Source organism: Kocuria sp. (assembly GCF_030536815.1).
In the GTDB taxonomy this organism is placed as follows: domain Bacteria; phylum Actinomycetota; class Actinomycetes; order Actinomycetales; family Micrococcaceae; genus Kocuria; species Kocuria gwangalliensis.
In genome coordinates, this window is sequence record NZ_JAUNPE010000003.1 from 23,029 (window position 1) to 47,551 (window position 24,523).

General features: G+C 66.3%; 23 protein-coding genes. 22 read left to right on the forward strand and 1 reads right to left on the reverse strand.

Going from position 1 to position 24,523, the window contains the following annotated elements; translation table 11 throughout:
* The first annotated feature begins 43 nt into the window (after positions 1-43).
* From aspS to Q4E95_RS00885, 5 genes are all read left to right on the forward strand, one after another.
* Positions 44-1,870 (forward strand): aspartate--tRNA ligase, encoded by a 1,827-nt coding sequence (gene aspS / locus Q4E95_RS00865; RefSeq protein WP_303381535.1) that lies wholly within the window; start codon positions 44-46, stop codon positions 1,868-1,870.
* A gap of 56 nt (positions 1,871-1,926) precedes the next feature.
* Positions 1,927-3,120 carry an MFS transporter gene (locus Q4E95_RS00870; protein WP_303381536.1) on the forward strand — a complete coding sequence of 398 codons (1,194 nt, stop codon included), beginning with the start codon at positions 1,927-1,929 and terminating at the stop codon, positions 3,118-3,120.
* Between the two features lie 46 nt (positions 3,121-3,166).
* Positions 3,167-4,048 carry a class II glutamine amidotransferase gene (locus Q4E95_RS00875; protein WP_303381537.1) on the forward strand — a complete coding sequence of 294 codons (882 nt, stop codon included), beginning with the start codon at positions 3,167-3,169 and terminating at the stop codon, positions 4,046-4,048.
* Between the two features lie 40 nt (positions 4,049-4,088).
* Positions 4,089-4,556, forward strand: coding sequence for a D-aminoacyl-tRNA deacylase (gene dtd, locus Q4E95_RS00880; protein ID WP_303381538.1), 468 nt, complete (start codon positions 4,089-4,091; stop codon positions 4,554-4,556).
* Between the two features lie 61 nt (positions 4,557-4,617).
* Complete coding sequence (locus Q4E95_RS00885) at positions 4,618-6,015, forward strand: replication-associated recombination protein A (RefSeq protein WP_303381566.1); 1,398 nt, start codon at positions 4,618-4,620, stop codon at positions 6,013-6,015.
* A gap of 33 nt (positions 6,016-6,048) precedes the next feature.
* Here the strand turns inward: Q4E95_RS00885 and Q4E95_RS00890 are convergent, their stop codons facing one another.
* A complete protein-coding gene (locus Q4E95_RS00890; protein ID WP_303381539.1) occupies positions 6,049-7,023 on the reverse strand; it encodes a sugar-binding transcriptional regulator in 975 nt (324 codons plus the stop codon).
* Positions 7,024-7,250: 227 nt separating this feature from the next.
* Between Q4E95_RS00890 and Q4E95_RS00895 the strand changes: the two genes are divergently transcribed.
* The 17 genes from Q4E95_RS00895 to Q4E95_RS00975 all read left to right on the forward strand — a co-directional run bounded on the left by Q4E95_RS00895 (position 7,251) and on the right by Q4E95_RS00975 (position 24,517).
* Positions 7,251-8,924: a glycerol-3-phosphate dehydrogenase/oxidase gene (locus tag Q4E95_RS00895; RefSeq protein ID WP_303381567.1), complete on the forward strand. Its 1,674-nt coding sequence runs from the start codon at positions 7,251-7,253 to the stop codon at positions 8,922-8,924.
* A gap of 161 nt (positions 8,925-9,085) precedes the next feature.
* Entirely contained in the window at positions 9,086-9,820 is a 735-nt protein-coding gene (locus tag Q4E95_RS00900) for an MIP/aquaporin family protein (RefSeq protein WP_303381568.1), read from the forward strand.
* Between the two features lie 40 nt (positions 9,821-9,860).
* On the forward strand, positions 9,861-11,432 hold the full coding sequence (gene glpK, locus Q4E95_RS00905; protein WP_303381540.1) for a glycerol kinase GlpK: 1,572 nt from the start codon (positions 9,861-9,863) through the stop codon (positions 11,430-11,432).
* A 223-nt stretch (positions 11,433-11,655) separates the two neighbouring features.
* The gene (gene rpsD / locus Q4E95_RS00910; protein ID WP_190780452.1) at positions 11,656-12,291 is read left to right on the forward strand and encodes a 30S ribosomal protein S4; all 636 of its coding nucleotides are present in this window, start codon (positions 11,656-11,658) and stop codon (positions 12,289-12,291) included.
* Between the two features lie 195 nt (positions 12,292-12,486).
* Complete coding sequence (locus Q4E95_RS00915) at positions 12,487-12,894, forward strand: DUF948 domain-containing protein (protein WP_303381541.1); 408 nt, start codon at positions 12,487-12,489, stop codon at positions 12,892-12,894.
* 66 nt (positions 12,895-12,960) lie between these two features.
* Positions 12,961-13,353 carry a hypothetical protein gene (locus tag Q4E95_RS00920; protein WP_303381542.1) on the forward strand — a complete coding sequence of 131 codons (393 nt, stop codon included), beginning with the start codon at positions 12,961-12,963 and terminating at the stop codon, positions 13,351-13,353.
* Positions 13,353-16,040: an alanine--tRNA ligase gene (gene alaS, locus Q4E95_RS00925; protein WP_303381543.1), complete on the forward strand. Its 2,688-nt coding sequence runs from the start codon at positions 13,353-13,355 to the stop codon at positions 16,038-16,040. The genes Q4E95_RS00920 and alaS overlap by 1 nt, the downstream gene beginning before the upstream one ends.
* Entirely contained in the window at positions 16,037-16,528 is a 492-nt protein-coding gene (ruvX, locus tag Q4E95_RS00930) for a Holliday junction resolvase RuvX (protein ID WP_303381544.1), read from the forward strand. The genes alaS and ruvX overlap by 4 nt, the downstream gene beginning before the upstream one ends.
* Before the next feature lie 80 nt (positions 16,529-16,608).
* A complete protein-coding gene (gene mltG, locus Q4E95_RS00935) occupies positions 16,609-17,835 on the forward strand; it encodes an endolytic transglycosylase MltG (protein ID WP_303381545.1) in 1,227 nt (408 codons plus the stop codon).
* 17 nt (positions 17,836-17,852) lie between these two features.
* Complete coding sequence (locus Q4E95_RS00940; protein ID WP_303381546.1) at positions 17,853-18,755, forward strand: shikimate dehydrogenase; 903 nt, start codon at positions 17,853-17,855, stop codon at positions 18,753-18,755.
* Positions 18,756-18,820: 65 nt separating this feature from the next.
* Entirely contained in the window at positions 18,821-20,074 is a 1,254-nt protein-coding gene (gene aroC, locus Q4E95_RS00945) for a chorismate synthase (RefSeq protein WP_303381547.1), read from the forward strand.
* A complete protein-coding gene (locus Q4E95_RS00950) occupies positions 20,071-20,613 on the forward strand; it encodes a shikimate kinase (protein ID WP_303381548.1) in 543 nt (180 codons plus the stop codon). The genes aroC and Q4E95_RS00950 overlap by 4 nt, the downstream gene beginning before the upstream one ends.
* A complete protein-coding gene (aroB, locus tag Q4E95_RS00955; protein ID WP_303381549.1) occupies positions 20,610-21,701 on the forward strand; it encodes a 3-dehydroquinate synthase in 1,092 nt (363 codons plus the stop codon). Before Q4E95_RS00950 ends, aroB begins: the two co-directional genes overlap by 4 nt.
* Before the next feature lie 98 nt (positions 21,702-21,799).
* Positions 21,800-22,363 (forward strand): elongation factor P, encoded by a 564-nt coding sequence (gene efp / locus Q4E95_RS00960; protein ID WP_303381550.1) that lies wholly within the window; start codon positions 21,800-21,802, stop codon positions 22,361-22,363.
* Complete coding sequence (gene nusB, locus Q4E95_RS00965) at positions 22,360-22,773, forward strand: transcription antitermination factor NusB (RefSeq protein WP_303381551.1); 414 nt, start codon at positions 22,360-22,362, stop codon at positions 22,771-22,773. Before efp ends, nusB begins: the two co-directional genes overlap by 4 nt.
* Before the next feature lie 116 nt (positions 22,774-22,889).
* Positions 22,890-23,537, forward strand: coding sequence for a bifunctional pyr operon transcriptional regulator/uracil phosphoribosyltransferase PyrR (gene pyrR / locus Q4E95_RS00970; protein WP_303381552.1), 648 nt, complete (start codon positions 22,890-22,892; stop codon positions 23,535-23,537).
* Positions 23,534-24,517, forward strand: a complete 984-nt coding sequence (locus tag Q4E95_RS00975) for an aspartate carbamoyltransferase catalytic subunit (protein ID WP_303381553.1) — start codon at positions 23,534-23,536, stop codon at positions 24,515-24,517. Before pyrR ends, Q4E95_RS00975 begins: the two co-directional genes overlap by 4 nt.
* Positions 24,518-24,523: the final 6 nt, after the last annotated feature.

A 24,523-nucleotide genomic window follows, 5' to 3' on the forward strand; every position in this document is an offset into this window, starting at 1 on the left:
AACGGTCGAGCCAACACCCCGAACAGGAAAAGGTGGATATTTCTTGCTGCGAACGCATGAACTCGGATCATTGAGCGCCCAGAACACCGGCGACACGGTCACGTTGGCCGGTTGGGTGGACCGCCGCCGTGACCACGGTGGAGTGGCGTTCGTGGATCTGCGCGATGCCAGCGGCGTCGCACAGATCGTGGTGCGGGACGAGGCCGAGTTCCATCAGCTGCGCAACGAGTTCGTCCTGCAGGTCACCGGCACGGTCGAGCGCCGCCCCGAAGGCAACGAGAACCCGAACCTGCCCTCCGGCGAGGTCGAGGTCATGGTCGATGAGCTCACCGTGCTCAACACCTCCGCGGCGCTGCCGTTCCAGATCGACGAGCACGTGGAGGTCGGTGAGGAAGCGCGCCTCAAGTACCGCTACCTGGACCTGCGCCGCCCCGAGCCCGCTCGCATCATGCGCCTGCGCTCCGAGGTCAACCGCGTGGCCCGCAATCTGCTCCACGACCAGGGTTTCCTGGAGGTGGAAACCCCCACGCTGACCCGCTCCACCCCCGAGGGTGCCCGTGACTTCGTGGTCCCGGCCCGTCTTTCGCCGGGTTCGTGGTACGCGCTGCCGCAGTCCCCGCAGTTGTTCAAGCAGTTGCTGCAGGTGGGCGGCATCGAGAAGTACTTCCAGATCGCCCGCTGCTACCGCGACGAGGACTTCCGTGCGGACCGCCAGCCCGAATTCACCCAGCTGGACATCGAGGCCTCCTTTGTCGAGGAGGACGACATCATTGCCCTGGGCGAGTCCATCGTGAAGGCCCTGTGGTCGCTGATCGACGTGGAGATCCCCACGCCCATCCAGCGCATGACCTACGCGCAGGCCATGGCCGATTACGGCACGGACAAACCGGATCTGCGGTTCGACCTCACACTCACCGACCTCACCGACTACTTCAAGGACACCCCCTTCCGCGTGTTCCAGGCTCCCTACGTGGGCGCCGTGGTCATGCCCGGCGGTGCCTCCCAGCCGCGCCGTCAGCTCGATGCCTGGCAGGAATGGGCCAAGCAGCGCGGTGCTCGCGGACTGGCGTACATGCTGTTCAAGGAGGACGGCGAGATCACCGGTCCCGTGGCCAAGAACATCTCCGACGAGGAGAAGGCCGGGCTGGCCGAGGCCGTGGGCGCCAAAGCGGGCGACTGCGTCTTCTTCGCCGCCGGCGAACCCAAATCCTCCCGCGCACTGCTCGGTGCCGCGCGCGTCGAGATCGGTCACCGCACCGGGCTGATCGACGACGACGCCTGGGCCTTCGTCTGGGTCGTGGACGCCCCGCTGTTCGAACCCGCAGCGGACGCCGTGGAGTCGGGTGACGTGGCCGTGGGCTCCGGCGCCTGGACGGCGGTGCACCACGCGTTCACCTCGCCCAAGCCCGAGTTCCTCGACACCTTCGACACCACCCCCGGTGACGCCCTGGCCTACGCCTACGACATCGTGTGCAACGGCAACGAGATCGGGGGCGGTTCCATCCGTATCCACCGCCGCGACGTGCAGGACCGCGTGTTCCGCGTGATGGGCCTGTCACGGGAGGAGGCCCAGGAGAAGTTCGGCTTCCTGCTGGACGCCTTCCAGTTCGGCGCACCCCCGCACGGCGGCATCGCCTTCGGCTGGGACCGCGTGGTGGCCCTGCTGGCCGGCACCGACTCCATCCGCGACGTGATCGCCTTCCCCAAGACCGGTAACGGCTACGACCCGTTGACCGCCGCTCCCGCGCCCATCACGGCCCAGCAGCGCAAGGAAGCCGGCGTGGACGCCAAGCCGGAGCCCAAGGGCCCCAAGGCCGAGAAGACAGCTCAGAACGAGGACGACGCCGGCGCGAAGGGCGATTCCCAGTAGCACGCGCGCATCACAAGAGCTTTGCCGGTCGGGGCCTGATTGCCCTGACCGGCATTGTGCTGTCCGCGTTCTCCCTGCGCCTGGCGGTGTCAGGTGTGTCACCCGTGCTGGACCGCGTGCGGGAGGACGTGGCGCTGGACGCGGCCTCCATCGGTGTGCTGGCCATGGTGCCCACCCTCGGGTTCGCTCTCACGGGATTCTTGACGGCCGCCGCAATGCGCCGGGTCAGCCTGGAAGCGTTGCTGAGCCTTGCCAGTGCCCTTGCGGCCCTGGGTCTGATCGCCCGCGCCGTCAGCTCCGCCCCCGTACCGTTCCTGGGTTTTTCCCTGCTGATCATGATCGGGCTGGGGATCGGTAACGTCACCCTGCCGCCCATCATCAAGAAGTACTTCCGCGAACACATCGCCCCGCTCACCGCGATCTACTCCATGCTCCTGGGATTGTCCACCGCGGCCGCCCCGTTCTTCGCGGTCCCGCTCGCCGACGCCGCCGGGTGGCGTTTCTCGATCGGCTCGTGGGCGGTCTTTTCGCTGGCCGCTCTCGTGCCGTGGTTGCTCATGTGGGTGAGCGTGCGCCGGGACGGTGCGCGAGCGGCGTCGTCGGTCGACCCGGGCGCGGCGCGAGCGGCGGTCAAGCCGTGGCAATCCCCGATCGGGTGGGGGCTCGTGCTGCTGTTCGTGGGCACCTCGTCCAACACGTTTTCCATGTTCACATGGTTGCCGCGCGTGCTCGTCAGCTACGGGTTCACCGAACACCAGGCCGGGCTCATGCTCTCCTATTACGCGATCCTGGGGATTCCGGTGAGCCTGGTGGTGCCGCTGCTGGTGCGGCGCGTGACGCGGACCACCGGGCTGGGGCTCACCGCCGTTGCCCTGTACGCCCTGGGATACCTGGGACTGTTGCTGTGGCCCACCGCGCACTGGGGGCCGCTGGACACCGTGTGGGTCTGGATCACGGTCTTCGGGTTCGCGCAGGCCTCCTTCCCGCTGGCGCTCACGCTCATCAACGCCCGCACGCGCACCACGGCCGGTGCGGGTGCGCTCTCCGGGTTCGGGCAGGGCGCGGGGTATCTGGCGGGCTGTATCGGCCCGCTGATCTTCGGTGTGCTGTTCACGTGGGGCGGGTCGTGGTGGGCCTCGTTCGGCTACCTGTGGCTCATGTTGCTCGCGCTGACGGCCGGGGTGGTGTTGACGGGGCGTCGTCGTTTTCTCGAGGACCGCCGCGACCCCGATCGCGCCCTCCAGGAGTAAGCTCGAGCACACGCTCACCGCGCGAAACACCTCCCGGGAGGTTGCCGTGTGCAGACTGTTCGGGCTCCACACCGGAGCACAACCGCAGACCTGCTCGTTCTGGCTGCTGAACGCCCCGGATTCACTCTCGCGGCAAAGCAGACGCCAGCCCCACGGCGCCGGAATCGGCACGTTCGAACCCAACGGGGCCCCGCATCTCGTCAGGTCCGCGCTCGCGGCCTACCTGGATCCCGCGTTCACTCGCGCCGCCCAGGACATGACCGGCACGAGTTTCGTGGCGCACGTGAGATTTGCGACCGAGGGTGAGCTGAGCGTGGCCAACACGCATCCGTTCGAGCAGGAGGGACGGATGTTCGCCCATAACGGTGTGATTCGATCCCTGGATGTCCTGGACCGGGAACTCGCTCGGCGGGGCGTGTCCGACCTGGTGCTCGGCACCACCGACAGCGAGCGGTATTTCGCGCTACTGACCTCCTACGTGCGAGAAGCCGCCGGGGATGTCCTCCGCGCACTGCGGGAGTGTTTGACGTGGCTGGCCCGCAACGTGTCCCTGTACTGCCTCAATTGCGTGTTCGCCACGCCGCGCGAAGTCTGGGCCGTGCGTTATCCGGACACCAATCCGCTGTGGTACATCACCGGCCGCCGCGGCACGGGCTCGCATCCGGCCGGCGCCGACCCGGGCTTGGTGCGCCTCACGTCCTCGTTCATGCGGGTGCACGGACCCGACCCGTCGAACAACACGGTCACCGTGGTGGCCAGCGAGCCCATGACGGAGCACCAGCAGTGGACCATGATCGACCCGGGCACGGCCTTGCACGCGGGGCCCGGCAATGCCTTCGAGCTACTCGACCTGGGGCTCCCGCGGCCCACCCGTCAAATCACCCATGCTGAGCTCGGTGCCGCCGCCGCGACACAGGGTGGCGCGTGAGGCCGCCGAGCACTCACGAACGGTGTGATGAACTTGGCTCATGAAAATAGTGCTGCAAACGGTGTCCCGGGCCTCCGTCACGGTGGAGGGGTCGGTGACGGGAGAGATCAGCGGACCCGGGCTGCTGGCCCTCGTGGGAGTCACCCATCACGACACACCGGGGACAGCGAAGAAGCTGGCGGAGAAAGTTGCCGCCCTGCGGATTCTTCCCGGGGAGAAGTCGTGCGTGGATCTGTCGGCACCCGTGCTGGCCGTCAGCCAGTTCACCCTCTACGCGGATGTCCGGAAGGGACGGCGGCCTTCGTGGTCGGCGGCGGCGCCCGGGGATGTGAGCGAGCCGATCTTCGATCAGTTCGTGGAATCCCTGCGCGAAGCCGGGGTGGATGTTGGTACCGGTGTCTTTGGTGCCCGGATGCAGGTGGAGCTGATCAACGACGGACCCGTGACCATCATCGTGGACAGCGACGACCTGGACCGCCCCAGATCGGGCACCCACGGACGGCAGTGACCGGCGCTGCGTGTCCGAGCGTCACGCTAGGGTCATCAGCGTGAGCGCTTCACTGTTTGACCTGCCCGACCCGGACGAGCCCGACCGGGAGGAGACTCCCGCGCCGAGCCGCGGCCGGGGGCGTGCACCGTTGGCCGTTCGGATGCGACCGCGCACGTTGGACGAGGTGGTCGGTCAAAAGCACCTGCTCCGCGCGGGTTCGCCGCTGCGAGTGCTGGCGGGAACTGATGCCGGTCCCGCCGGTCCGAATTCCATCATCCTGTGGGGACCCCCGGGAACCGGGAAAACGACGATCGCGCACGTGATCGCGCGCGGTCACGGCACGACTTTCGTGGAACTGTCTGCCATCACCGCGGGCGTCAAAGACGTGCGCCGGGTCATGGACGAAGCCCTGACCGATCGGGACCTGCACGGACGCAGCACGGTGTTGTTCTTGGACGAAATCCACCGCTTCACCAAGGCCCAGCAGGACGCGCTGCTGCCCGGTGTGGAGAACGGGTGGGTCATTCTGGTTGCGGCGACCACGGAGAACCCGTCCTTCTCGGTGATCTCACCGCTGCTGTCCCGCTCGCTCATGCTCACGCTGCAACCCCTGGACCGTTCCGACATCGCGGACCTGCTGGATCGCGCCGTGACCGACCGGCGCGGCCTCAACGGCGAGGTCACCCTCGACGAGGACGCCAAGAGCCACCTGCTCGACATGGCCGGAGGTGATGCCCGCAAGGCATTGACTTCTCTGGACGCCGCCGCGGGCGTGGCCTTCTCCCATGACGGCACGGAGTCCGATCGAGAAGCGGGGCCGCGCGCCGTCGGCCCCGTGACCATCACCGTGGAGCACGCGGAGGAAGCCCTCAATCGCGCCGCCGTGCGCTACGACAAGCAGGGCGACCAGCACTACGACGTGATCAGCGCGTTCATCAAGTCCATTCGTGGTTCCGATGTGGACGCGGCCATGCACTACCTGGCGCGCATGCTCGAAGCGGGGGAGGACCCGCGGTTCATTGCGCGCCGCCTGATCATTTCCGCGTCCGAGGACATCGGCATGGCTGACCCCACCGCATTGCAGACCGCGGTCGCGGCCGCGCAGGCGGTGCAATTGATCGGGATGCCCGAGGGTCGCATTCCGCTGGCCCAGGCGGTCACTCACTTGGCCACCTCCCCCAAGTCCAATGCCTCCTACACGGCCATCAACGAGGCCATTGCGGATGTTCGCGCGGGTAAGGCCGGGCCGGTGCCCACACACCTGAGAGACGGTCACTACAAGGGGGCGGCCGCCCTGGGACACGGGGACGGTTATTTGTACGCCCACGATCAACCCAATGCCGTGGCCTCCCAGCAGTACCCGCCGGACGAGCTCGTGGGGCGGGATTATTACCGACCCACGCCCTACGGCCACGAACGTGATCTTTCACCGAGGGTCCAACGCCTGCGCGACATCATTCGCGGTGACCAACCATGACCCGTGGCCGCCCGAGATAAGTGCGGCGATCCATCAGACAGGGGCGGTCGGCCCATGGGAATCGACGTGGTCGAGAACGTCCTTGGCGGTGAGGTCATCGATCACCAGGTCGGTGACGGCGCCGGAGCGCAGGGCGCCCAGGATGCCGCGCACCTTGTGTCGCCCGGACACCACGCACAGGCGGCGGGGAATCCGGGCCAGATCCGACGGGGTGGGCCCGGATGCCCTGCGATTGACGTCGATGTCCGAGTAGCTGCCGTCCTCCCGAATGAACACCGTGCACATGTCGCCAACCACGCGGTTCTCGTTGAGACTGCGCAGGGCCGCCTGACTGAGATGACCCTCCGTGTACACCTGGGACAACACGGGGCCGTGAAAGGCGCCCACGCTGAACACAGCCAGGTCCACGGCGGAACGGACGGCCAGAATGCGGCGCACGGATGATTCTTTCCACAACAGGGTGCGGGTCTCCTCGAGATCGAAGAACGCGGGAGTGGGGAACGGGTAGAGCTCGGCGTTGAAGGCCCGCGCCATGCTCGAAAGCAGCGGGGTTGAGGTTCCCGCCCCCGTGGTCCGCGGGCCCGCAGCACCGTTGAGCTGCACCACCGTGACGTCCTGCGCGCTGGTCTGACCCAGGTGCGCGGCAATGGTGGAGGTCGTGGTGCCCCACGCGACGCCGAGAATTAAACCGTCCTCGACCCATTCCGTGAGCAGGTTCGCCGCGTAGCGCGAGACAGCCTCCAGGCGCGGGCCGTTGTGGGATGCCCGGTGTGTGCCGGCAATGTGTGCGGTGACCCCGAACATCTCGTGGAACCGCCGCGACAGCCGATCGGGCGGGTGCTCGGGTGGGCGCAGGGAGATTCTGACAATGCCCCGGTTCTTGGCTTCGGTGAGCATGCGCGACACCGTGGAGCGCGAGACACCAAACCGGTCCGCCACGGCTCCCATGGTCATGTCCTGAACGAAGTAGAGTTCCGCGGCTTGGTACAGCAATGAATCGTCGTGCATGGACTCTTCTCCCTGGTGCACGTGTGTGCAATTGAGTTGAGCATACGTGCATTAGCGCGGCATAGTGGGTCGCACGGCCCGGTAATGGGATGCAGATCACACTTGCGGCCGTAGCGTGGTCTTTTAGATTCCGCACACCACATGAATACGTACATAGGTTGAGTGAGGTAGCTCCCGTGAGAACCACAGTTTTGAACCCCGAATCCCGCCGCGCCGCCCTGCGCGAGATGGCCGATGGTCCCGCATTGGACATTCTGGTGATTGGCGGTGGCATCACGGGTGCGGGCGTGGCTCTGGACGCCGTCACCCGCGGTCTGCGCACCGGGATCGTGGAAGCGCAGGACTGGGCCGGTGGCACATCACGGTGGTCCTCCAAACTGGTCCACGGCGGGCTGCGCTACCTGCAGCAATTGGACTTCAAACTCGTCACGGAAGCCCTCCACGAACGGGAACGGTTGCTCTACACCCTGGCGCCCCACTTGGTGAAGCCTGTCCCGTTCCTCTACCCGATCCTGCACCGTTTCTGGGAACGACCGTACGTGACCGCCGGAATCGGGCTCTACGACACCCTGGCCCACGTCGGATCCAAGGTGGCGTCCATGCCGTTCCACCGCCACCTGTCTCGGCGCGGGGTCCAGGAGGCGTTCCCCAGCATCAAGCCGGGTGCGATGGTCGGTGCCGTCAAGTACTGGGACGGGCGAGTGGACGACGCACGCTTGGTTCTGACCCTGATCCGAACCGCCGCCGGATACGGCGCGCTGGCCGCCTCACGCACCAAGGTCACGGGCCTCCTCAAGGACGACGACGCCGTAGTCGGCGCCCGCGTCACGGACCTGGAGACCGGGGAGAGTTTCGAGATTCGAGCTCGCAAGGTCGTTGCGGCAACGGGCGTGTGGACCGAGGAAACCCAGGACCTGGCCGACACGGACGGCGGGTTGAAGGTCATGGCCTCCAAGGGCATCCACATTGTGGTGCCTCGTGAGCGGATCAAGGGCGAGGTGGGTTTGATCCTGCAGACCGAGAAATCCGTGCTGTTCGTGATTCCGTGGGAGCACTACTGGATCATCGGAACCACGGACACCCCGTACGAACAGGATATTTCCGCGCCCGTCGTCACCGCGGCCGATATCGACTACGTGATTGACCACGCCAACGTGGTCCTGGCCGAACCACTGACCCGTGATGACGTGATCGGCAGTTTTGCCGGTTTGCGCCCCCTGCTGCAACCGGGAGTCAAGGAGGGCACGGAGACGGTTTCCACCAAGGTCTCTCGCGAGCACACGGTGGCGGAAGTGGTTCCGGGGCTGATCTCCATTGCCGGCGGCAAACTGACGACCTACCGGATCATGGCCCAGGACGCCGTGGATTTCGCGCTCGGTAAGGACCGCGCCAAACAACTGCCCTCCGTGACCGAACGGACCCTGCTGCACGGTGCCGACGGCTATCTTCCCCTGACCCGCCAGGTGGAACAGATCAGCAACCGCTACGGGTGGACACCGGAGACGGTCGAGCATCTGCTCAACCGCTACGGCTCCGCCATTTCCGAGATCGGGGCCCTCGTGGACGAACGCGCGGACCTCGCCGAGCCGCTCCAGGGTGCCCCGGATTACGTGCGCGCCGAGATCGTGCAGGCCGCACGCAACGAGGGTGTGCTGCACCTGGGGGACGCCTTCCACACCCGCACGCGCATGAGTTACGACCAGCCCGATCACGGTCTCGCCGTGGTCGAAGAGGTTGCCGACCTGCTGGCCGAAGAGCTCGATTGGGATGCCGAGCGCAGGGCGGAAGAGGTTCGGGCCTACCGAGACCTCTGCGCCGCCGAGGACGCCGCCGCGCAAACCGCCGACGACACGGCCGCCGCGGCGGCACGGGCCGCGGCGCCGTCGTTGAACACCCTGTGAATCGGCAACGGCACCCCACAACGAACCGGACACGTGCCGACCCGGGCAACCACGTAAGCCACCGGTCCCCCTGACCACCGATTGAAGAACGAGATCGAAGGAGTCACTTAATGACCGCAATGACGGCGCTGCTGCCCATGGAAGCAGCAGAAGTGGTGCCCCTGGGCACGGTGTTCTGGTCCGAAGTGCTGGGCACGGCCATGCTGACGCTGCTGGGCGTGGGTGTGGTGGCCAACCACTTATTGGGAAAGACCAAGGGCAATGCCGGCGGCTGGCTGCTGATCAACTTCGGTTGGGGCCTCGGCGTGTTCGCCGGTGTCTACGTGGCATGGCAGTCCGGGGCGCACCTGAATCCGGCCGTGACGGTGGGCCTCTGGGCCTCCGGCGCCCCGGAGTACGCCCCGGGGGTGGCCGTGACCGCGGCCTCCACCCTGGTGTACTTCGCGGCCGAACTCCTGGGTGCTTTCCTGGGTGCCGTGATCGCGTGGATCGCCCACAAACAGCACTACGACGAGCCCCTGGACCCGGCGGCGAAGCTCGGCACGTTCGCCACCGGGCCGGAAATCCGCTCCTACCCGTGGAACGTGGTGACCGAGGCCATCGCGACCTTCGTGCTGATCTTCGTGATTCTCATGTTCGGCGGAACGCCCTCGGAGTTGGGTCCCTTGGCCGTGGCGCTGCTGGTGGTCGGCATTGGTGCCAGCCTGGGCGGGCCCACCGGTTACGCCATCAACCCGGCTCGTGACCTCGGGCCCCGCATTGCGCACGCGATCCTCCCGATCCGGGGCAAGGGCGGCAGCGACTGGGGTTACGCCTGGGTCCCGATCGTGGGCCCCATTCTCGGCGCGTTGATCGCCGGTGGCATTTTCCAGATTTACCCGTCGTCCAACTTCTGATTTTCCAACTACCACCACAACGATGTGAGGAGTTACCACCATGACCAAGCGATCCAGCACCACCGCCACGAACGGCAAGAACGCCAACGGCGCCACCGAGGCCCGGTACGTGATGGCCATCGACCAGGGAACCACGAGCACCCGGGCCATCATCTTCGATCACTCCGGCAGCATCATCGGCGTCGGTCAGCAGGAGCACCAACAGATCTTCCCGCGCGCCGGATGGGTCGAACACGATGCCACCGAGATCTGGCGCAACGTGCGCCGCGTCGTGGCCGATGCCCTGGCCGAAACCGAACTCACCAAGGACGATATCGCCGCGGTGGGCATCACCAACCAGCGTGAAACCACGGTCGTGTGGGACCGCACCACCGGTAAGCCGGTCTACAACGCCATTGTGTGGCAAGACACTCGCACCCAGGCGATCGTGGACGAGTTCGCGAAGAACGGGGGAGTGGATCGCTTCCGCAAGCGCACGGGCCTGCCGCTGGCCAGCTACTTCGCCGGTCCCAAGATCAAGTGGATCCTGGACAACGTGGACGGCGCTCGCACGAAGGCCGAGGCCGGTGAGCTCATGTTCGGCACCACCGACAGCTGGCTCGTGTGGAACATGACCGGTGGTCCCAACGGCGGGGTGCACGTCACGGACGTCACCAATGCGTCCCGCACGCTGCTGATGAACATCGAGACGTTGAGCTGGAACAAGGACCTGGCTGATGCCATGGACGTCCCTATGTCCATGCTTCCCGAGATCCGTTCCAGCAGCGAGGTTTACGGCAAGGGCCGCTCACGAGGCTTTGTGGGCGGCGTGCCCATTGCCGGCATCCTGGGTGACCAGCAGGCCGCCATGTTCGGTCAGACCTGCTTCGAGCCCGGCATGGGCAAGAACACGTACGGCACCGGCAACTTCTTGCTGATGAACGTCGGTGAGCAGCCGGTGCAGTCCGAGAACGGGCTGATCACCACGGTGTGCTATCAAATCGAGGGCCAGAAGCCCGTCTACGCGCTGGAGGGTTCCATTGCCGTGACCGGTTCCCTGGTGCAATGGGTGCGCGACAACCTGGGCCTCATCCAGGACGCCAAGGAAATCGAAGGTCTCGCCAGGGATGTGGAGGACAACGGCGGGGCGTACTTCGTGCCGGCGTTCTCCGGACTCTTCGCACCGCATTGGCGCCCGGACGCCCGCGGTGCCCTGGTCGGTCTGACCCGGTACGTGCGCAAGGAACACATTGCCCGCGCCGTGCTGGAGGCCACCGCCTACCAGTCCCGGGAAGTGGTCGAGGCCATGAACAAGGACTCCGGCCAGGACCTCGTGGAACTGCGGGTGGACGGTGGCATGACGGCCAACGAGTTGCTCATGCAGTTCCAGGCGGACCAGCTGGACGTGCCCGTGATTCGCCCCAAGATCACCGAGACCACCGCCCTGGGCGCGGCCTACGCGGCGGGTCTGGCGGTGGGTTTCTGGGCCGATCTGGATGAAATCACCGAGAACTGGGCCGAGGACAAGCGCTGGAAGCCCAACGGTGAGACCGAGGCCAACGACAAGTTGTTCCGTAATTGGGGCAAGGCTGTGACCAAGTCGTTGGATTGGGTGGATCAGGACGTGGACTGAATCGGCTATAGTAGAACGCTGGCTGGCAAGCTGTGCTCAGTCATGACCTCGTACCCGTGGCACCCTCACGGCGCGGAGCATGTGAGCCAACTGTAGGCAATGACGGATTGCGGCTGATCCGCACCTCTCCTGCCGGGACCCATTCCCGCGCGATGGAGGCCAGTACCACACAGATCGGTTCACGCACCACCGTGCGTGCACCGTCGACCGCATGAAAGGCAACATGGCTAACAACGCATTGCGTGCGCGCCGTCAGGTGCGCAAGTCCCGCGCCCTCGGTATCGCACTGACCCCGAAGGCCGAGAAGTACTTCGAGCGCCGCCCGTACGCTCCCGGTGAGCACGGCCGTGCCCGCCGTAAGTCCGACTCGGACTACAAGGTGCGTCTGACCGAGAAGCAGCGCCTGCGCGCCCAGTACGACATCCGCGAGAAGCAGATGCACCGCGCCTACGTTGAGGCCAAGCGCGTTGAGGGTCAGACCGGTGAAAACCTCATCGGTCTGCTCGAGACCCGTTTGGACGCTCTGGTGCTGCGCTCCGGTTTCGCTCGCACCATGGCTCAGGCCCGTCAGGCCGTTGTCCACCGCCACATCATGGTGGACGGCCAGCGGGTGGATCGCCCGTCGTTCCGCGTGCGCCCGGGTCAGATGATCCACGTGCACCCGCGTTCCGAGAAGATGGTTCCGTTCCAGGTGGCCGCCACCGGCGCTCACCAGGACGTCCTGCCCGACACCCCGGGTTACCTGGACGTTTCGATCGACCGTCTGCAGGCAACGCTGACCCGCAAGCCCGAGCGTTCCGAGGTCCCCGTGACCTGCGAGGAGCAGCTCGTGGTCGAGTACTACGCCCGCATGGCGTAATGCTTTTCTCCCGCGCGCCCGGTTTCTGGTGAGCGGAGCGTACAGCCCGTGGCTTCGGCCGCGGGCTGTCCGCATTTTCGGGGAGTGGCTGAACCGCACCCCCAGCAACGTTGGGTAGAGTTTCCCTTCGGCCGTGCCACCCGATGGCACCGCGTCATACACCGAGGACAACACACGAGAGGTACGGGTCGCCCCATGGACGGTGGAGATATTGCGGGACTGATTGCCGCCGGCGTTTTTGCCGTGCTCGTGGGTTTGTTGGCGGTCCCGATCGTCAAGCTGGGTCGCGTGTTCGACGAGTTGCGCTTGACCATCCGTTCCCTGAACGACGGCACCACGCCGCTGATCGACGAGGTCACCCGCACGGTCTCCACCACCAACACCCAGTTGGAGAAGGTGGACGGCATCACCTCCAACGTCTCGGACGCCTCCGCCAATGTGTCCGCGCTGTCCTCGTTGGTTGCGTCCACGGTCGGGCAGCCGCTCATCAAGGTCGCGTCGTTCTCCCACGGCCTACGCCGCGCCTTCACCCCCCAGCAGGGCCCCGGACCCACCGCCGGCCCCGCCCCGGAGCGCACCGGGCCGGTGGACGATCAGGTCTGAGTTCGACCCGGGTCATGAACTGACCCGAGCCACGTACTAGTTGAGTCGGATCCGAAGGGACAAGCCATGGGAATGTGGTCCAAACTGGCGCTCATTGCCGCCGGTGCCATTGCGGGAAGCGTAGCGACCCGGGTGGCCAACAACCCGCAGACGCGAGAGGCGATCGCAGGGCAACTGCAGCGGCGTCGTGGTACCGACGTGGAACTGCGCTCCGGATCGGCCGTGCAGCGCATGCGGGCGGTGACCGGCAACCTGCAGGAATTCGCGGCGCGGGTCAAGGCCGGGATGAACGAACGCGAAGCGCAGTTACGCGAACAATTCGATGTGCGCACCCCGGTCGATCACACCGCCGGCCACCCCGGCTCGCACGGCCCGCACACTGTGGTGGGCGAGCAGGACAACGTAGAATCCACCGAGATCATCCATCGCGGTCAATCATCAGAAGGAAATAACCGGTAATGCTTTCGCACGAGATCACCCAACGCTGGCTGAGCTATTTCGAAAGCCGGGGTCACACCGTGGTGCCGTCCGCCTCGCTGGTGTCCCACCAGCCCGGCGCGATGTTCACCATTGCCGGCATGGTGCCGTTCATCCCGTACTTCCTGGGACAGGAGACCGCACCGTTCCCGCGGGCCACGTCCATCCAGAAGTGCATCCGCACCCTGGATATCGACGAGGTCGGCAAGACCGCCCGCCACGGCACGTTCTTCCAGATGGCCGGCAACTTCTCCTTCGGCGACTACTTCAAGGAGAAGGCCATTCCCATGGCCTGGGAGCTACTGACCGCACCGCTGGACAAGGGTGGCTTTGGCCTGGACCCCGAACGCCTGTGGGTCACGGTGTACGAGGGCGACCAGGAATCCTACGACCTCTGGCGCGATGTGGTCGGCATTGCCGAAGAGCGCATCCAGCGCATGGGCCGCGACGAGAACTACTGGGACACCGGTCAACCCGGCCCCGCCGGGCCCGACTCCGAGATCTTCTACGACCGCGGCGCCCGTTACGGCAAGGAGGGCGGGCCGGCGGTCGATGACGACCGCTACATCGAGATCTGGAACCTCGTGTTCATGCAGTACCAGCGCGGTGAGGGGCAGGGAAAGAACTACGAGATCCTCGGCGACCTGCCCAAGAAGAACATCGACACCGGCCTGGGCGTGGAGCGCCTGGCCATGTTGCTGCAGGGTGTGGAAAATTTTTACGAGACCGACCAGGTCCGTCCCGTGCTCGACGCCGCCGCCGAGCTGTCCGGGCGGACCTACCGCGGTACCGAGAAAGCGGAGCAGGAAGGCTACGACGACGACGTCCGGATGCGGGTGGTTGCCGACCACATCCGTTCCTCCCTCATGCTGATCGCCGATGGCGTGAGCCCCGCCAACGAGGGCCGCGGCTACATCCTGCGCCGTCTGCTGCGCCGCGCCGTGCGTTCCATGCGCCTGCTGGGGGTCATGCAACCGTGCCTGCCCGTGCTGCTGCCCGCGTCCCGGGACGCCATGAAGGGCGTCTACCCGGTGGTCGCCGATGACTTCGAGCGGATCTCCCGGATCGCGTACGCGGAAGAAAAGGCGTTCCTCAAGACGATCGAGTCGGGCACCGCTCGCCTCGAGCACGCGGTGACCCAGGCAAAGACGGAGAAGCGGGTTGTCAGTGGCGCGGACGCCTTCGCGCTGCACGACACGTTCGGCTTCCCGATCGACCTGACCCTGGAAATGGCCGCGGAGGCCGGGGTATCCGTGGACGAGAAGGCCTTCCGCGGTCTGATGAGCGAACAGCGCGAACGCGCACAAGCGGATGCGCGCGCCAAGAAGGGCGCCCTGGCGGATCTGTCCGAGCTGCGCCGCATGCTCGATGACCACGGTTCCGTGTTCACCGGTTACGCCGAACTGGTGACCCAGACAGCGGTGCGCGCCGTGCTCTCCGACGGCGTGACCGTCCCCGCCGCCATCGCCGGCGATCAGGTGGAAGTGGTGCTGGAGGAAACCCCGTTCTATGCCGAGGCCGGTGGCCAGGCCGCCGACGTGGGTGTCATCGAGGGTCCGGATTTCTCCCTGGAAGTCCTGGATGTCCAGCAGCCCGTCAAGGGACTGTCCGTGCACCGCGTCACGGTCACGTCGGGTGAGGTCACCCAGGGCGCTGCGGTCACCGCTCGCGTGAACTCCCGCCGCCGGCACGACGGCGAGGCGGCCCACTCGGGCACCCACGTGGTGCACGCGGCCCTGCACGACGTGCTCGGCCCGGACGCCGTGCAGCGTGGTTCGTTCAACAAGGAGGGTTACCTGCGTTTCGACTTCTCGCACGGCACCGCCCTGAGCGCATCCCAGATGCAGGAGATCGAGCAGATCTCCAACACGGCCATCCGCGACGACTTCGAGGTCATCACCCAGGAAATGCCGCTGGCCGAGGCCAAGAAGCTGGGGGCCATGTCCCTGTTCGGCGAGAAGTACGGCGAGAACGTGCGCGTGGTCGAGATGAACGGCCCGTGGTCGCGTGAACTGTGCGGTGGTACCCACGTGGGTTCCACGGCTCAGCTGGGTTCGCTCTCGCTCGTCTCGGAGCAGTCCGTGGGCTCCGGCAACCGCCGCGTGGAGGCCCTGGTGGGCCTGAACTCGTTCAATCACCTGGCCGCCGAGCGCACCCTGGTCAATCAACTCACCGGCATGCTCAAGGTCCAGTCGACCGCTGAGCTGCCCGAGCGGATTGCGGCGACCCTCGACAAGCTCAAGGAGACCGAGCGTCAGCTCACCGTTCTGCGGCAGCAGCAAATGCAGGCCCGGGCCGGTCAGCTCGTCAACGACGCGCAGCGGCTGGGCCCGGTCACCGCGGTTCTGCATCATGCCGGGGAGGTCGCTTCGGCGGACGCTCTGCGTTCGCTCACGCTGGATCTGCGCACTCGGCTGGGCTCCGAACCGGCCGTCGTCGCCGTCACGGGTGTTGCCAATGACCGCCCGCTCATTGTGGTGGCCGCCAACGACGCCGCTCGCGAGGCCGGGCTGGCCGCGGGCCAGCTCGTCCGCACCGCAGCCGGGGTGCTGGGTGGCGGTGGCGGCGGCAAGCCGGACGTCGCCCAGGGCGGTGGATCGGACCCGGCCAAGATCGACGACGCACTCGAGGCCGTGCGCCAACAGATCCTTGCAGTAGCGGGCGCGTGAGCGAGACGTTCGTGAAAGGCACCCGCATGGGTGTGGACGTCGGATCGGTCAGGGTGGGAATCGCCCTGACCGATCCGGACTGTGTGCTGGCCACGCCGCATCGGACGGTCACGCGGGACAAGAACCGCAAAAAGCGTTTTGATGTGAAAATCATCACGGGCATGTGCGAGGAATTCCACGTGGTCACGGTGTACGTTGGACTGCCACGCAGCCTCAACGGTCAGGAAAATCGATCCACCGAAATGGCCCGACACTACGCAGCCGCCCTGCAGGATCGGTTACGCTCGCGTCAGTGCGAAACAATCGTGCGGTTGGTGGACGAGAGGCTGTCCACGGTCGCCGCGCACCAGTCGCTTCTGGATGCGGGGGTATCCCGGAGGCAACACATGGACAAAGTTGATCAAATGGCTGCCGTGACCTTTCTGCAGTCGGCCATAGATCAGGGCAAGTCCACGGGAACCGAACCCGGTTTCCCCATCGACACTTAGATCGCGGATAATGGACGATGTTCTCGGCAGAACGCCGAAAATATCCGAAGACCACGGACTACGGCGGACGGAGATCATTCGTGAGCGAGCAGCCACGAGATAACAAGGCCCACCGCGGCCCGCAACAGGGCGGCGAGGCTGGTTCGGCCACGTCCGGCGGCCTGCTGGGCACGCTGGACCCGGACGAGCCCAGCTCGCGCGCGGGTCTGTCCGGCGCGTTCGAACACCATGACGTCTCCCCGGAAACGGCAGCCCGCCAGAAGCGCCGCTCCCGTGCGTCCCTGGCCACCGCCATTGCGTTGTTCATTGCCGCGCTGCTGATCGTGGTGGCCGTCCTCGGCTCCGCCTTCGGACTGTTTGAACGCAAGGACTACAACGGCGCCGGCGACCAGGACGTCAACGTCACCGTGGGCGAGGGCCAGTCCACCGGTCAGATCGCGAATTCTTTGGAATCCCAGGATGTCGTGGCCAACGCCGGTTACTTCGTGGAAACCTTCCAGGAACGCTACCCGGAGGACTTCATCCAACCCGGCGATTACCAGCTCAAGACCCACATGAGCTCTGATGCCGCCATTGACGTGATGATGGAACGCGGGGAGGCTTCGCATTACGCCGCCGTGCCACAGACCCAGCGCATTGACGACACCTTCCAGACCCTGAGTGAGTCCACGGGCATTGACAAGTCCGAGTTCGAGGCGTTCAAGGAAGACACCGCTCGTTTCGGCATCCCGGACAAGTTCCCCACCCTCGAAGGCTGGCTGCACCCGGGAGAGTACCGGTTCCCGTTGGACGCCACGGCGGAACAAATCATTCAGGAAATGGTGGACCGCACCACGGCCACGCTGAAGGACAACGAGGTGCCCGAGGATCAATGGTTCCGGGTGATCACCGTGGCCTCACTCGTGGAGTTCGAGGGCGTCCCGGAGATCTACCCCGAGGTCGCAGGTGCCATCTACAACCGCATCGACCGCCCCGACGATGAGACCAACGGTCTGATCCAGTCGGACGCGTCCGTGACCTACGGCCTGAACAAGCGCTCCTACCACGTCTCCGACGAGGAGAAGCGCGATGAGTCCAACCCGTACAACACCTTTGCCCACCAAGGTCTACCCGTGGGCCCGATCGGTTCTCCCGGTGACGAGTCGATCAAGGCCGCCGCGAATCCCGATGACAACGACTACTACTACTGGGTGACCGTGAACCTCGACACGGGCGAGACCAAGTTCGCCGAGAACTACGACGAACACAACCGCAACGTGGAGGAGTACCAGCAATGGTGTTCCGACAACGAGGGCCGGTGTAGCTGATTCACGGGGGAGCAGTCATGGAGCGAAACGCCGCAGCGGTGCTGGGCCACCCCGTGGCTCATTCCCTGTCACCGGTTCTGCACAAGGCCGCCTACCGTGTGCTGGGCGCCCCATGGGACTACTCACGCTGTGATGTTCCCGCGCAGGACTGGGACCGCTTCTGGGAAGACCGCGTGGCCGAGGGGCACTGGCGGGGGTTCTCCGTGACCATGCCACTCAAGGCACTGGCGGCGGAACAGGCCGATGAGTGCACGGCGCTGGTTCGTGCCCTGGGAGTGGCCAACACGCTGGTGTTCCGGGCGGACGGCACCACAGTGGCGGACAACACGGACGTCACCGGCATCATGGCCGCCCTCACCGCCGCGCGCGACATCCCCGCGCAACCTCGCTGCGCCATCCTGGGTGGCGGTGGCACGGCCACGGCGGCCGTCGCAGCGTTGCACGGGCTGGGCGCCCCGTCGATCGACGTGTTCGCGCGGTCCCCGCAGCGTGCCGGGAAGGTCACCGACGCCGCCGGGAGGCTCGGCGCGACCGTCACCGTGCGCGCGTGGGGTGAGGCGGCGGCGTCGTTGGTCGACTACGACGCGGTGATCTCCACCCTGCCTCCCCACGGCGCCGACGGACTCGCGGCGGAGTTCGGGACTCTGGGTGCGAGGGTGAGCGGTGTGCTCCTGGACGCGGCCTACGATCCCTGGCCCTCGGCCATCGCTCGGTCGTGGCGTGACGCGGGCGGAGCCATTGCGCCCGGAGTGGATATGCTGATCTTTCAGGCGGTCGACCAAGTGCGCTGGTTCGCCCTGGGCCGCGTGGATCGACCCGTCCCTCGTGAAGCCGAGGTCACGGCGGCCATGTGCCGGGCCGTGGACCGCCCCGAACGCGTGATCCCCGAACGGGTCCGTGAGGCCCACCTGGACCGCTGACCTGAGTTTTTCTTGCTTTTCCGGGAGCCCGTACGGGTTCCCTCAACCGAGTACTGGAGTAGAACATGTTGCGTTGGCTCACGGCCGGAGAATCTCATGGCGAGGCCCTCGTGGGAATCATCGAAGGTGTTCCCGCCGGGGTGGAACTGACCACCGAGATGATTCAACGGGCCCTGGCCCGCCGTCGGCTCGGTTACGGCCGCGGCGCACGCATGAAGTTCGAACAGGACAAGGTCCGTATCCTGGGCGGTGTCCGGCACGGTCTGACCCAGGGCGGGCCCGTGGCCATTGAGATCGCCAACACCGAATGGCCCAAGTGGCAGGATGTCATGAGCTCCGACCCCGTGGCCGCGGCCACGCTCGAGGGTCGCGCTCGGAACGCCCCGCTGACGCGCCCCCGCCCCGGTCACGCCGATCTTACCGGGATGCAGAAGTACGGTTTCGCCGAGGCCCGCCCCGTCCTGGAACGAGCTTCCGCTCGCGAAACCGCGACGCGCGTGGCCCTGGGCGTCGTCGCCACGCAGATCCTTACCGCACTGGGCGTGCGTCTGGTGTCCCACACGACCGCGATTGCCGAGGTGACGGTACCCGACGACGCCGCACTGCCCACCGCGGGTGACGTGGCGGCCCTCGACGCCGATCCGTTGCGCTGCTTCGACAAGACCACCTCGGACGCGATGGTCGCAACCATCGACGACGCCCACAAGGCGGGCGAAACCCTGGGCGGCGTGGTGGAGGTCCTGGCGGAGGGGCTACCCCCGGGGCTGGGTTCCTACGTCCACTGGGACCGCCGCCTCGATGCCCGCCTGGCCGGGGCCCTCATGGGCATCCAAGCGATCAAGGGTGTTGAAGTGGGTGACGGTTTCCGTACCGCCGCTCGCCCCGGTACCCGCGCCCACGACGAGACACTGCCCGGTCCGGATCACTCCGTGCACCGCGTGAGCAACCGCGCCGGAGGCATCGAGGGCGGCATGTCCATCGGTGACCTGCTGCGTGTGCGTGCGGCCATGAAGCCGATCGCGACCGTGCCCCGTGCCCTGCACACCGTGGACGTCTCCACGGGTGAGGCCGCCCGGGCCCACCACCAACGCTCGGACGTGTGCGCCGTTCCGGCTGCCGGTGTGGTCGCCGAGGCCATGGTGGCTCTTGTGTTGGCCCAGGCCGCGCTGGAGAAGTTCGGCGGCGATTCCATCACGGAGACCGTGCGCAACAAGGACGCCTACATGGCGGCCATTCCGGACAACCTGCGAACCTCTTCCGTTCTGGCCGACCCGTCGGATCTCGCGGCCCTCGATGAGGTGCGCGGGGACCTTTCGTGAGTTCTCTGCCCACGCCGTTGATCCTCATTGGACCCATGGCGGCGGGAAAGTCACACCTGGGACATCATTTCGCCAAGCGGTACGGCCTGGACTTTGTGGACGCCGATCACGTGATCGAGGCACAGCACGGCCCGATCCCGGCGTTGTTCACGGCGCACGGGCAGCAGCATTTCCGGGAGATCGAGGCCGGGGTGGTTACCGGCCTGCTCGCGGACGCACGCTATCGCAACGCGGTGATCTCGCTGGGCGGGGGGGCACCCATGACCCCGGCGGTCCAGGACCTGCTGGCAGGTCACACCGTGATCTACCTCGAGGTCGACGAGGCAACGGTTCGCCCGCGGATCACGGGCAACAAGACCCGCCCCATGCTGCAGCCGGACCCGGAACGACGCTGGCGAGAAATCTTGGACGAACGGCGCGAGACCTACGAGCGGCTCGCCACGATCCGGCTGGACGGCACGGGGCGCCGGCGCGTCGGCTCGCTGGTCCACCAACTGCACAGAGCTTTGACAGAACTACGAAGGGACGCCACAGCGTGACTGATTCGGTGACCACCATTCCCGTTCGGGGAGACACCCCCGACAACCGCTACGACGTGCTCGTGGGCAACGGGCTCCTGGGCAGGGTTCCCGAACTGCTGGGAGAACGCGTCAAAAAGGTCCTGATCATCCACCCCCGCGCCCTGCGCGCCACCGGTGACCTGGTCCAGCAGGATCTCAAGGAGGCGGGGATCCAGAGCTTCGTGGCCGAGATCCCGGACGCCGAGGAAGGCAAACGCGTTGAGGTCGCGGCCTTCTGCTGGCAGATCATGGGCACCTCCGACTTCACCCGCACGGACGCGGTGGTGACCGTGGGTGGCGGGGCCGTGAGCGACCTGGGTGGTTTCGTGGCCGCCACATGGCTGCGCGGCGTACGCGTGATCCACCTGCCCACCACACTGCTGGGCATGGTCGACGCCGCCGTGGGCGGTAAGACCGGCATCAACACCGCGGAGGGCAAGAACCTGGTGGGTGCTTTCCACCCCCCGGCCGCGGTCGTGTGCGATCTCGATTCGCTCAAGACCCTTCCGGAGAACGAGTACCTGACCGGCATGGCCGAGGTGGTCAAGTGCGGGTTCATTGCCGATCCCGTGATCCTGGACCTCATCGAGGGGAACTCGCAGGCGGTGCGGGATTCGCAGTCACCCGTGGTGCGTGAGCTCATCGAGCGCGCCATCAGGGTGAAGGCCGAGGTGGTCTCCTCGGACCTCAAGGAATCCGGGCGCCGTGAATTCCTCAACTACGGTCACACGCTCGGTCACGCCATCGAACACAATGAGCGCTACCAGTGGCGCCACGGCGCCGCGGTCTCGGTGGGCCTGGTGTTCGCCGCCGAACTCGCGCGGGCCGCCGGCACCCTCGCCGACGACGTCGTGGACCGCCACCGCGACATCCTCGCGTCCCTGGGGTTGCCCGTGACCTACCGCGCGGACCAGTGGCCGCGGCTGTTGGAGGTGATGAAACGCGACAAGAAGACCCGCGGGAACCTGCTGCGTTTCGTGGTTCTCGACAGGGCGGGCTCCGCACGCATCATGGAGGTGCCGGACCCCGCGATCCTCTTCGCGTGCTATCAGGAGATCGCCGACTAACGGTCCGGCAACCGTGGACTGCGCCGGGCGCGATACACTGGTTCGGCTTAACGCCCCCAGAATCTTTGCACTGATGTTTCCGACGAGAAAGTGAATCCGTGGCAACCAGCAACGACATCAAGAACGGCACCATCCTCAAGCTCGACGGGAACCTGTGGCAGACCATCGAGTTCCAGCACGTCAAGCCCGGCAAGGGTGGCGCGTTCGTTCGCACCAAGCTGCGCAACGTGACCAGCGGCAAGGTGGTCGACAAGACCTTCAACGCCGGTGCCAAGATCGAAACCGCCACGGTGGACCGCAGTGAGTACCAGTACCTGTACCAGGACGGCGAAGACTACGTGTTCATGGACAACTCCACCTACGACCAGATCACGGTTCCCGCCGCGGTCGTGGGTGACGCCGCCAACTTCATGCTGGAGAACCAGAACGTGACCGTTGCCATGTACGAGGGTTCCCCGCTGTACATCGAGATGCCGCCGTCGGTCGTCCTGGAGATCACCTACACCGAGCCGGGTCTGCAGGGTGACCGCTCCACCGGTGGCACCAAGCCCGCCACCGTGGAGACCGACTACCAGATCCAGGTGCCGCTGTTCCTCGAGCAGGGCACCAAGGTCAAGGTCGACACCCGCACCGGCGACTACCTGGGACGCGTCAACGAGTGAGCGGCGCACGCAGTAAAGCCCGCGTTCGTGCGGTAGAAATTTTGTTCGAGGCGGAGCAGCGCGACGAGTCCATCCAGGCCGCGTTGAACCGCCGTCGGGACAACAGCACCTCCAAGATCAACCCGTACACGGTGGACATTCTCGAGGGTTTCTACGATCACGCCGAAGACATCGACGAGTTCCTGGAAACCTACTCCCAAGGGTGGACCCTGGACCGGATGCCCGCCGTGGACCGGAACGTCCTGCGCGTGGGCGCATGGGAATTGCTCTACAACCACGAGATCCCGGATGCCGTGGCCGTGTCCGAAGCCGTTGCGGTCGCCAGGGAGTTGTCCACCGACGATTCGCCCCGGTTCGTCAACGGCCTTCTCGGCCGGTTGCAGAAAGTCAAGCCGTCTCTGCTGGATTGACGGTGTGGGCCCCGGTGTGCTCGTACGGAGCGAACCGGGGCCTTTTGCCTGTGATAGCGTCACACCCAGATCGCAACCTTTAAGTCCGTCCCGTGAGGCGGGGAAGGAGGCGGCACGTGAGCGTGCCAGAACACGGCGAATCATTGCCCGCGACCACGTCGCGCGTGATTCTCTCGACAGCCGACATCGACCGGGCTCTGACCCGGATAGCCCACGAGATTCTGGAGTCCAACAAGGGCACCGATGATCTCGTTATTCTGGGCATTGCCCGCCGCGGGTACCCGCTGGCGCAGCGCCTGGCCGCCAAGCTCGAACAGACCGACGAGTCCTTCGACGCCCGTTCCGCCACCGGCCAGCTGGACATCACCATGTACCGCGATGACCTGCGCAAGAACCCGGCGCGGACCCCGCAGCCCACCGTCATTCCGGACAGCGGCATCGACGGCCGCACCGTGGTCCTCGTGGACGACGTCCTGTTTTCCGGGCGCACCATCCGCGCCGCCCTGGATGCCCTGGTGGATGTGGGTCGCCCCAGGATCGTGCGGTTGGCCGTGCTGGTGGATCGCGGCCATCGCGAACTGCCCATCCGCGCGGATCACGTGGGGAAGAACCTCCCGACCTCCTCCCAGGAGAAGGTGCGGGTGTTGTTGCGCGAATCGGATCCCGGGCAGCGCGAGGAGAACCACGAGGACTGCGTGGTCATTGACGCTCCGGTGGCCTCGGACCCGGACGTCGCCCGCCCGGGGAAGGGGGCGACCTCGTGAAGCACCTGCTCACCACCGCCGACCTGAGCTACCCGGACGCCCTCAGCGTCCTGGACACCGCCGACCAAATGGCCTCCGTGTCCTCGCGATCCGTCAAGAAATTGCCGGCGCTGCGCGGGCGCACCGTGGTCAACCTCTTCTTCGAGGACTCCACCCGCACCAGGATCTCCTTTGAAACCGCCGCCAAACGGCTCTCGGCGGACGTCATCAACTTCTCCGCCAAGGGCTCGTCGGTGTCCAAGGGCGAATCCCTCAAGGACACCGCCCAGACCCTCATGGCCATGAGCGCCGACGCCGTGGTGATCCGCCACGGGGCCTCCGGTGCTCCCCAGCAGCTCGCGTCGTCGGGCTGGATCGACGCCGCCGTGGTCAACGCGGGCGACGGCAAGCACGAACACCCCACTCAGGCCCTGCTGGACGCCATGACGCTGCGCCGGGTCCGCGCGCGCCGCGAGGACCGCCCCAGCACCGGCATGGACCTGGAGGGTATGCACGTGGTGATCGTGGGGGATGTGCTGCACTCCCGCGTGGCCCGCTCCAACGTGTGGCTGCTCCACACACTGGGCGCGCGCGTGACGTTCGTGGCACCCCCCACGTTGTTGCCCGTGGGGATGGACCATTGGCCGTGCGAGGTCTCCTACGACCTGGACGAGGTGCTGGCCCAGCGCCCCGACGCCGTGATGATGCTCCGGTTGCAGAGTGAGCGCATGAACGCGGCGTTCTTCCCGAGCGAGCAGGAGTACACGCGGGCGTGGGGTCTGACCCCGGAACGCGTGGCGGCACTGGACGCCATGGGCGCGCCCACCGTGATCATGCACCCGGGTCCCATGAACCGGGGCCTGGAAATTTCCTCCGAAGCGGCCGATTCACCGCGCTCCACCGTTCTGGCCCAGGTGGCCAATGGTGTGTCCGTGCGCATGGCCGTGTTGTTCCTGTTGCTCTCGGGAGACGAGAGCACCCCGTCCCTGACCGACAACTGAAGGTGG

What these genes read in the sequence shown, in the direction of transcription:
- aroC (WP_303381547.1), top strand. Translation starts at nt 18,821, where the DNA reads ATGTTGCGTTGGCTCACGGCCGGAGAATCTCATGGCGAGGCCCTCGTG.
- glpK (WP_303381540.1), top strand. Translation starts at nt 9,861, where the DNA reads ATGACCAAGCGATCCAGCACCACCGCCACGAACGGCAAGAACGCCAAC.
- Q4E95_RS00890 (WP_303381539.1), bottom strand. Translation starts at nt 7,023, where the DNA reads ATGCACGACGATTCATTGCTGTACCAAGCCGCGGAACTCTACTTCGTT.
- Q4E95_RS00920 (WP_303381542.1), top strand. Translation starts at nt 12,961, where the DNA reads ATGGGAATGTGGTCCAAACTGGCGCTCATTGCCGCCGGTGCCATTGCG.
- Q4E95_RS00915 (WP_303381541.1), top strand. Translation starts at nt 12,487, where the DNA reads ATGGACGGTGGAGATATTGCGGGACTGATTGCCGCCGGCGTTTTTGCC.
- alaS (WP_303381543.1), top strand. Translation starts at nt 13,353, where the DNA reads ATGCTTTCGCACGAGATCACCCAACGCTGGCTGAGCTATTTCGAAAGC.
- Q4E95_RS00940 (WP_303381546.1), top strand. Translation starts at nt 17,853, where the DNA reads ATGGAGCGAAACGCCGCAGCGGTGCTGGGCCACCCCGTGGCTCATTCC.
- Q4E95_RS00895 (WP_303381567.1), top strand. Translation starts at nt 7,251, where the DNA reads ATGGCCGATGGTCCCGCATTGGACATTCTGGTGATTGGCGGTGGCATC.
- dtd (WP_303381538.1), top strand. Translation starts at nt 4,089, where the DNA reads ATGAAAATAGTGCTGCAAACGGTGTCCCGGGCCTCCGTCACGGTGGAG.
- rpsD (WP_190780452.1), top strand. Translation starts at nt 11,656, where the DNA reads ATGGCTAACAACGCATTGCGTGCGCGCCGTCAGGTGCGCAAGTCCCGC.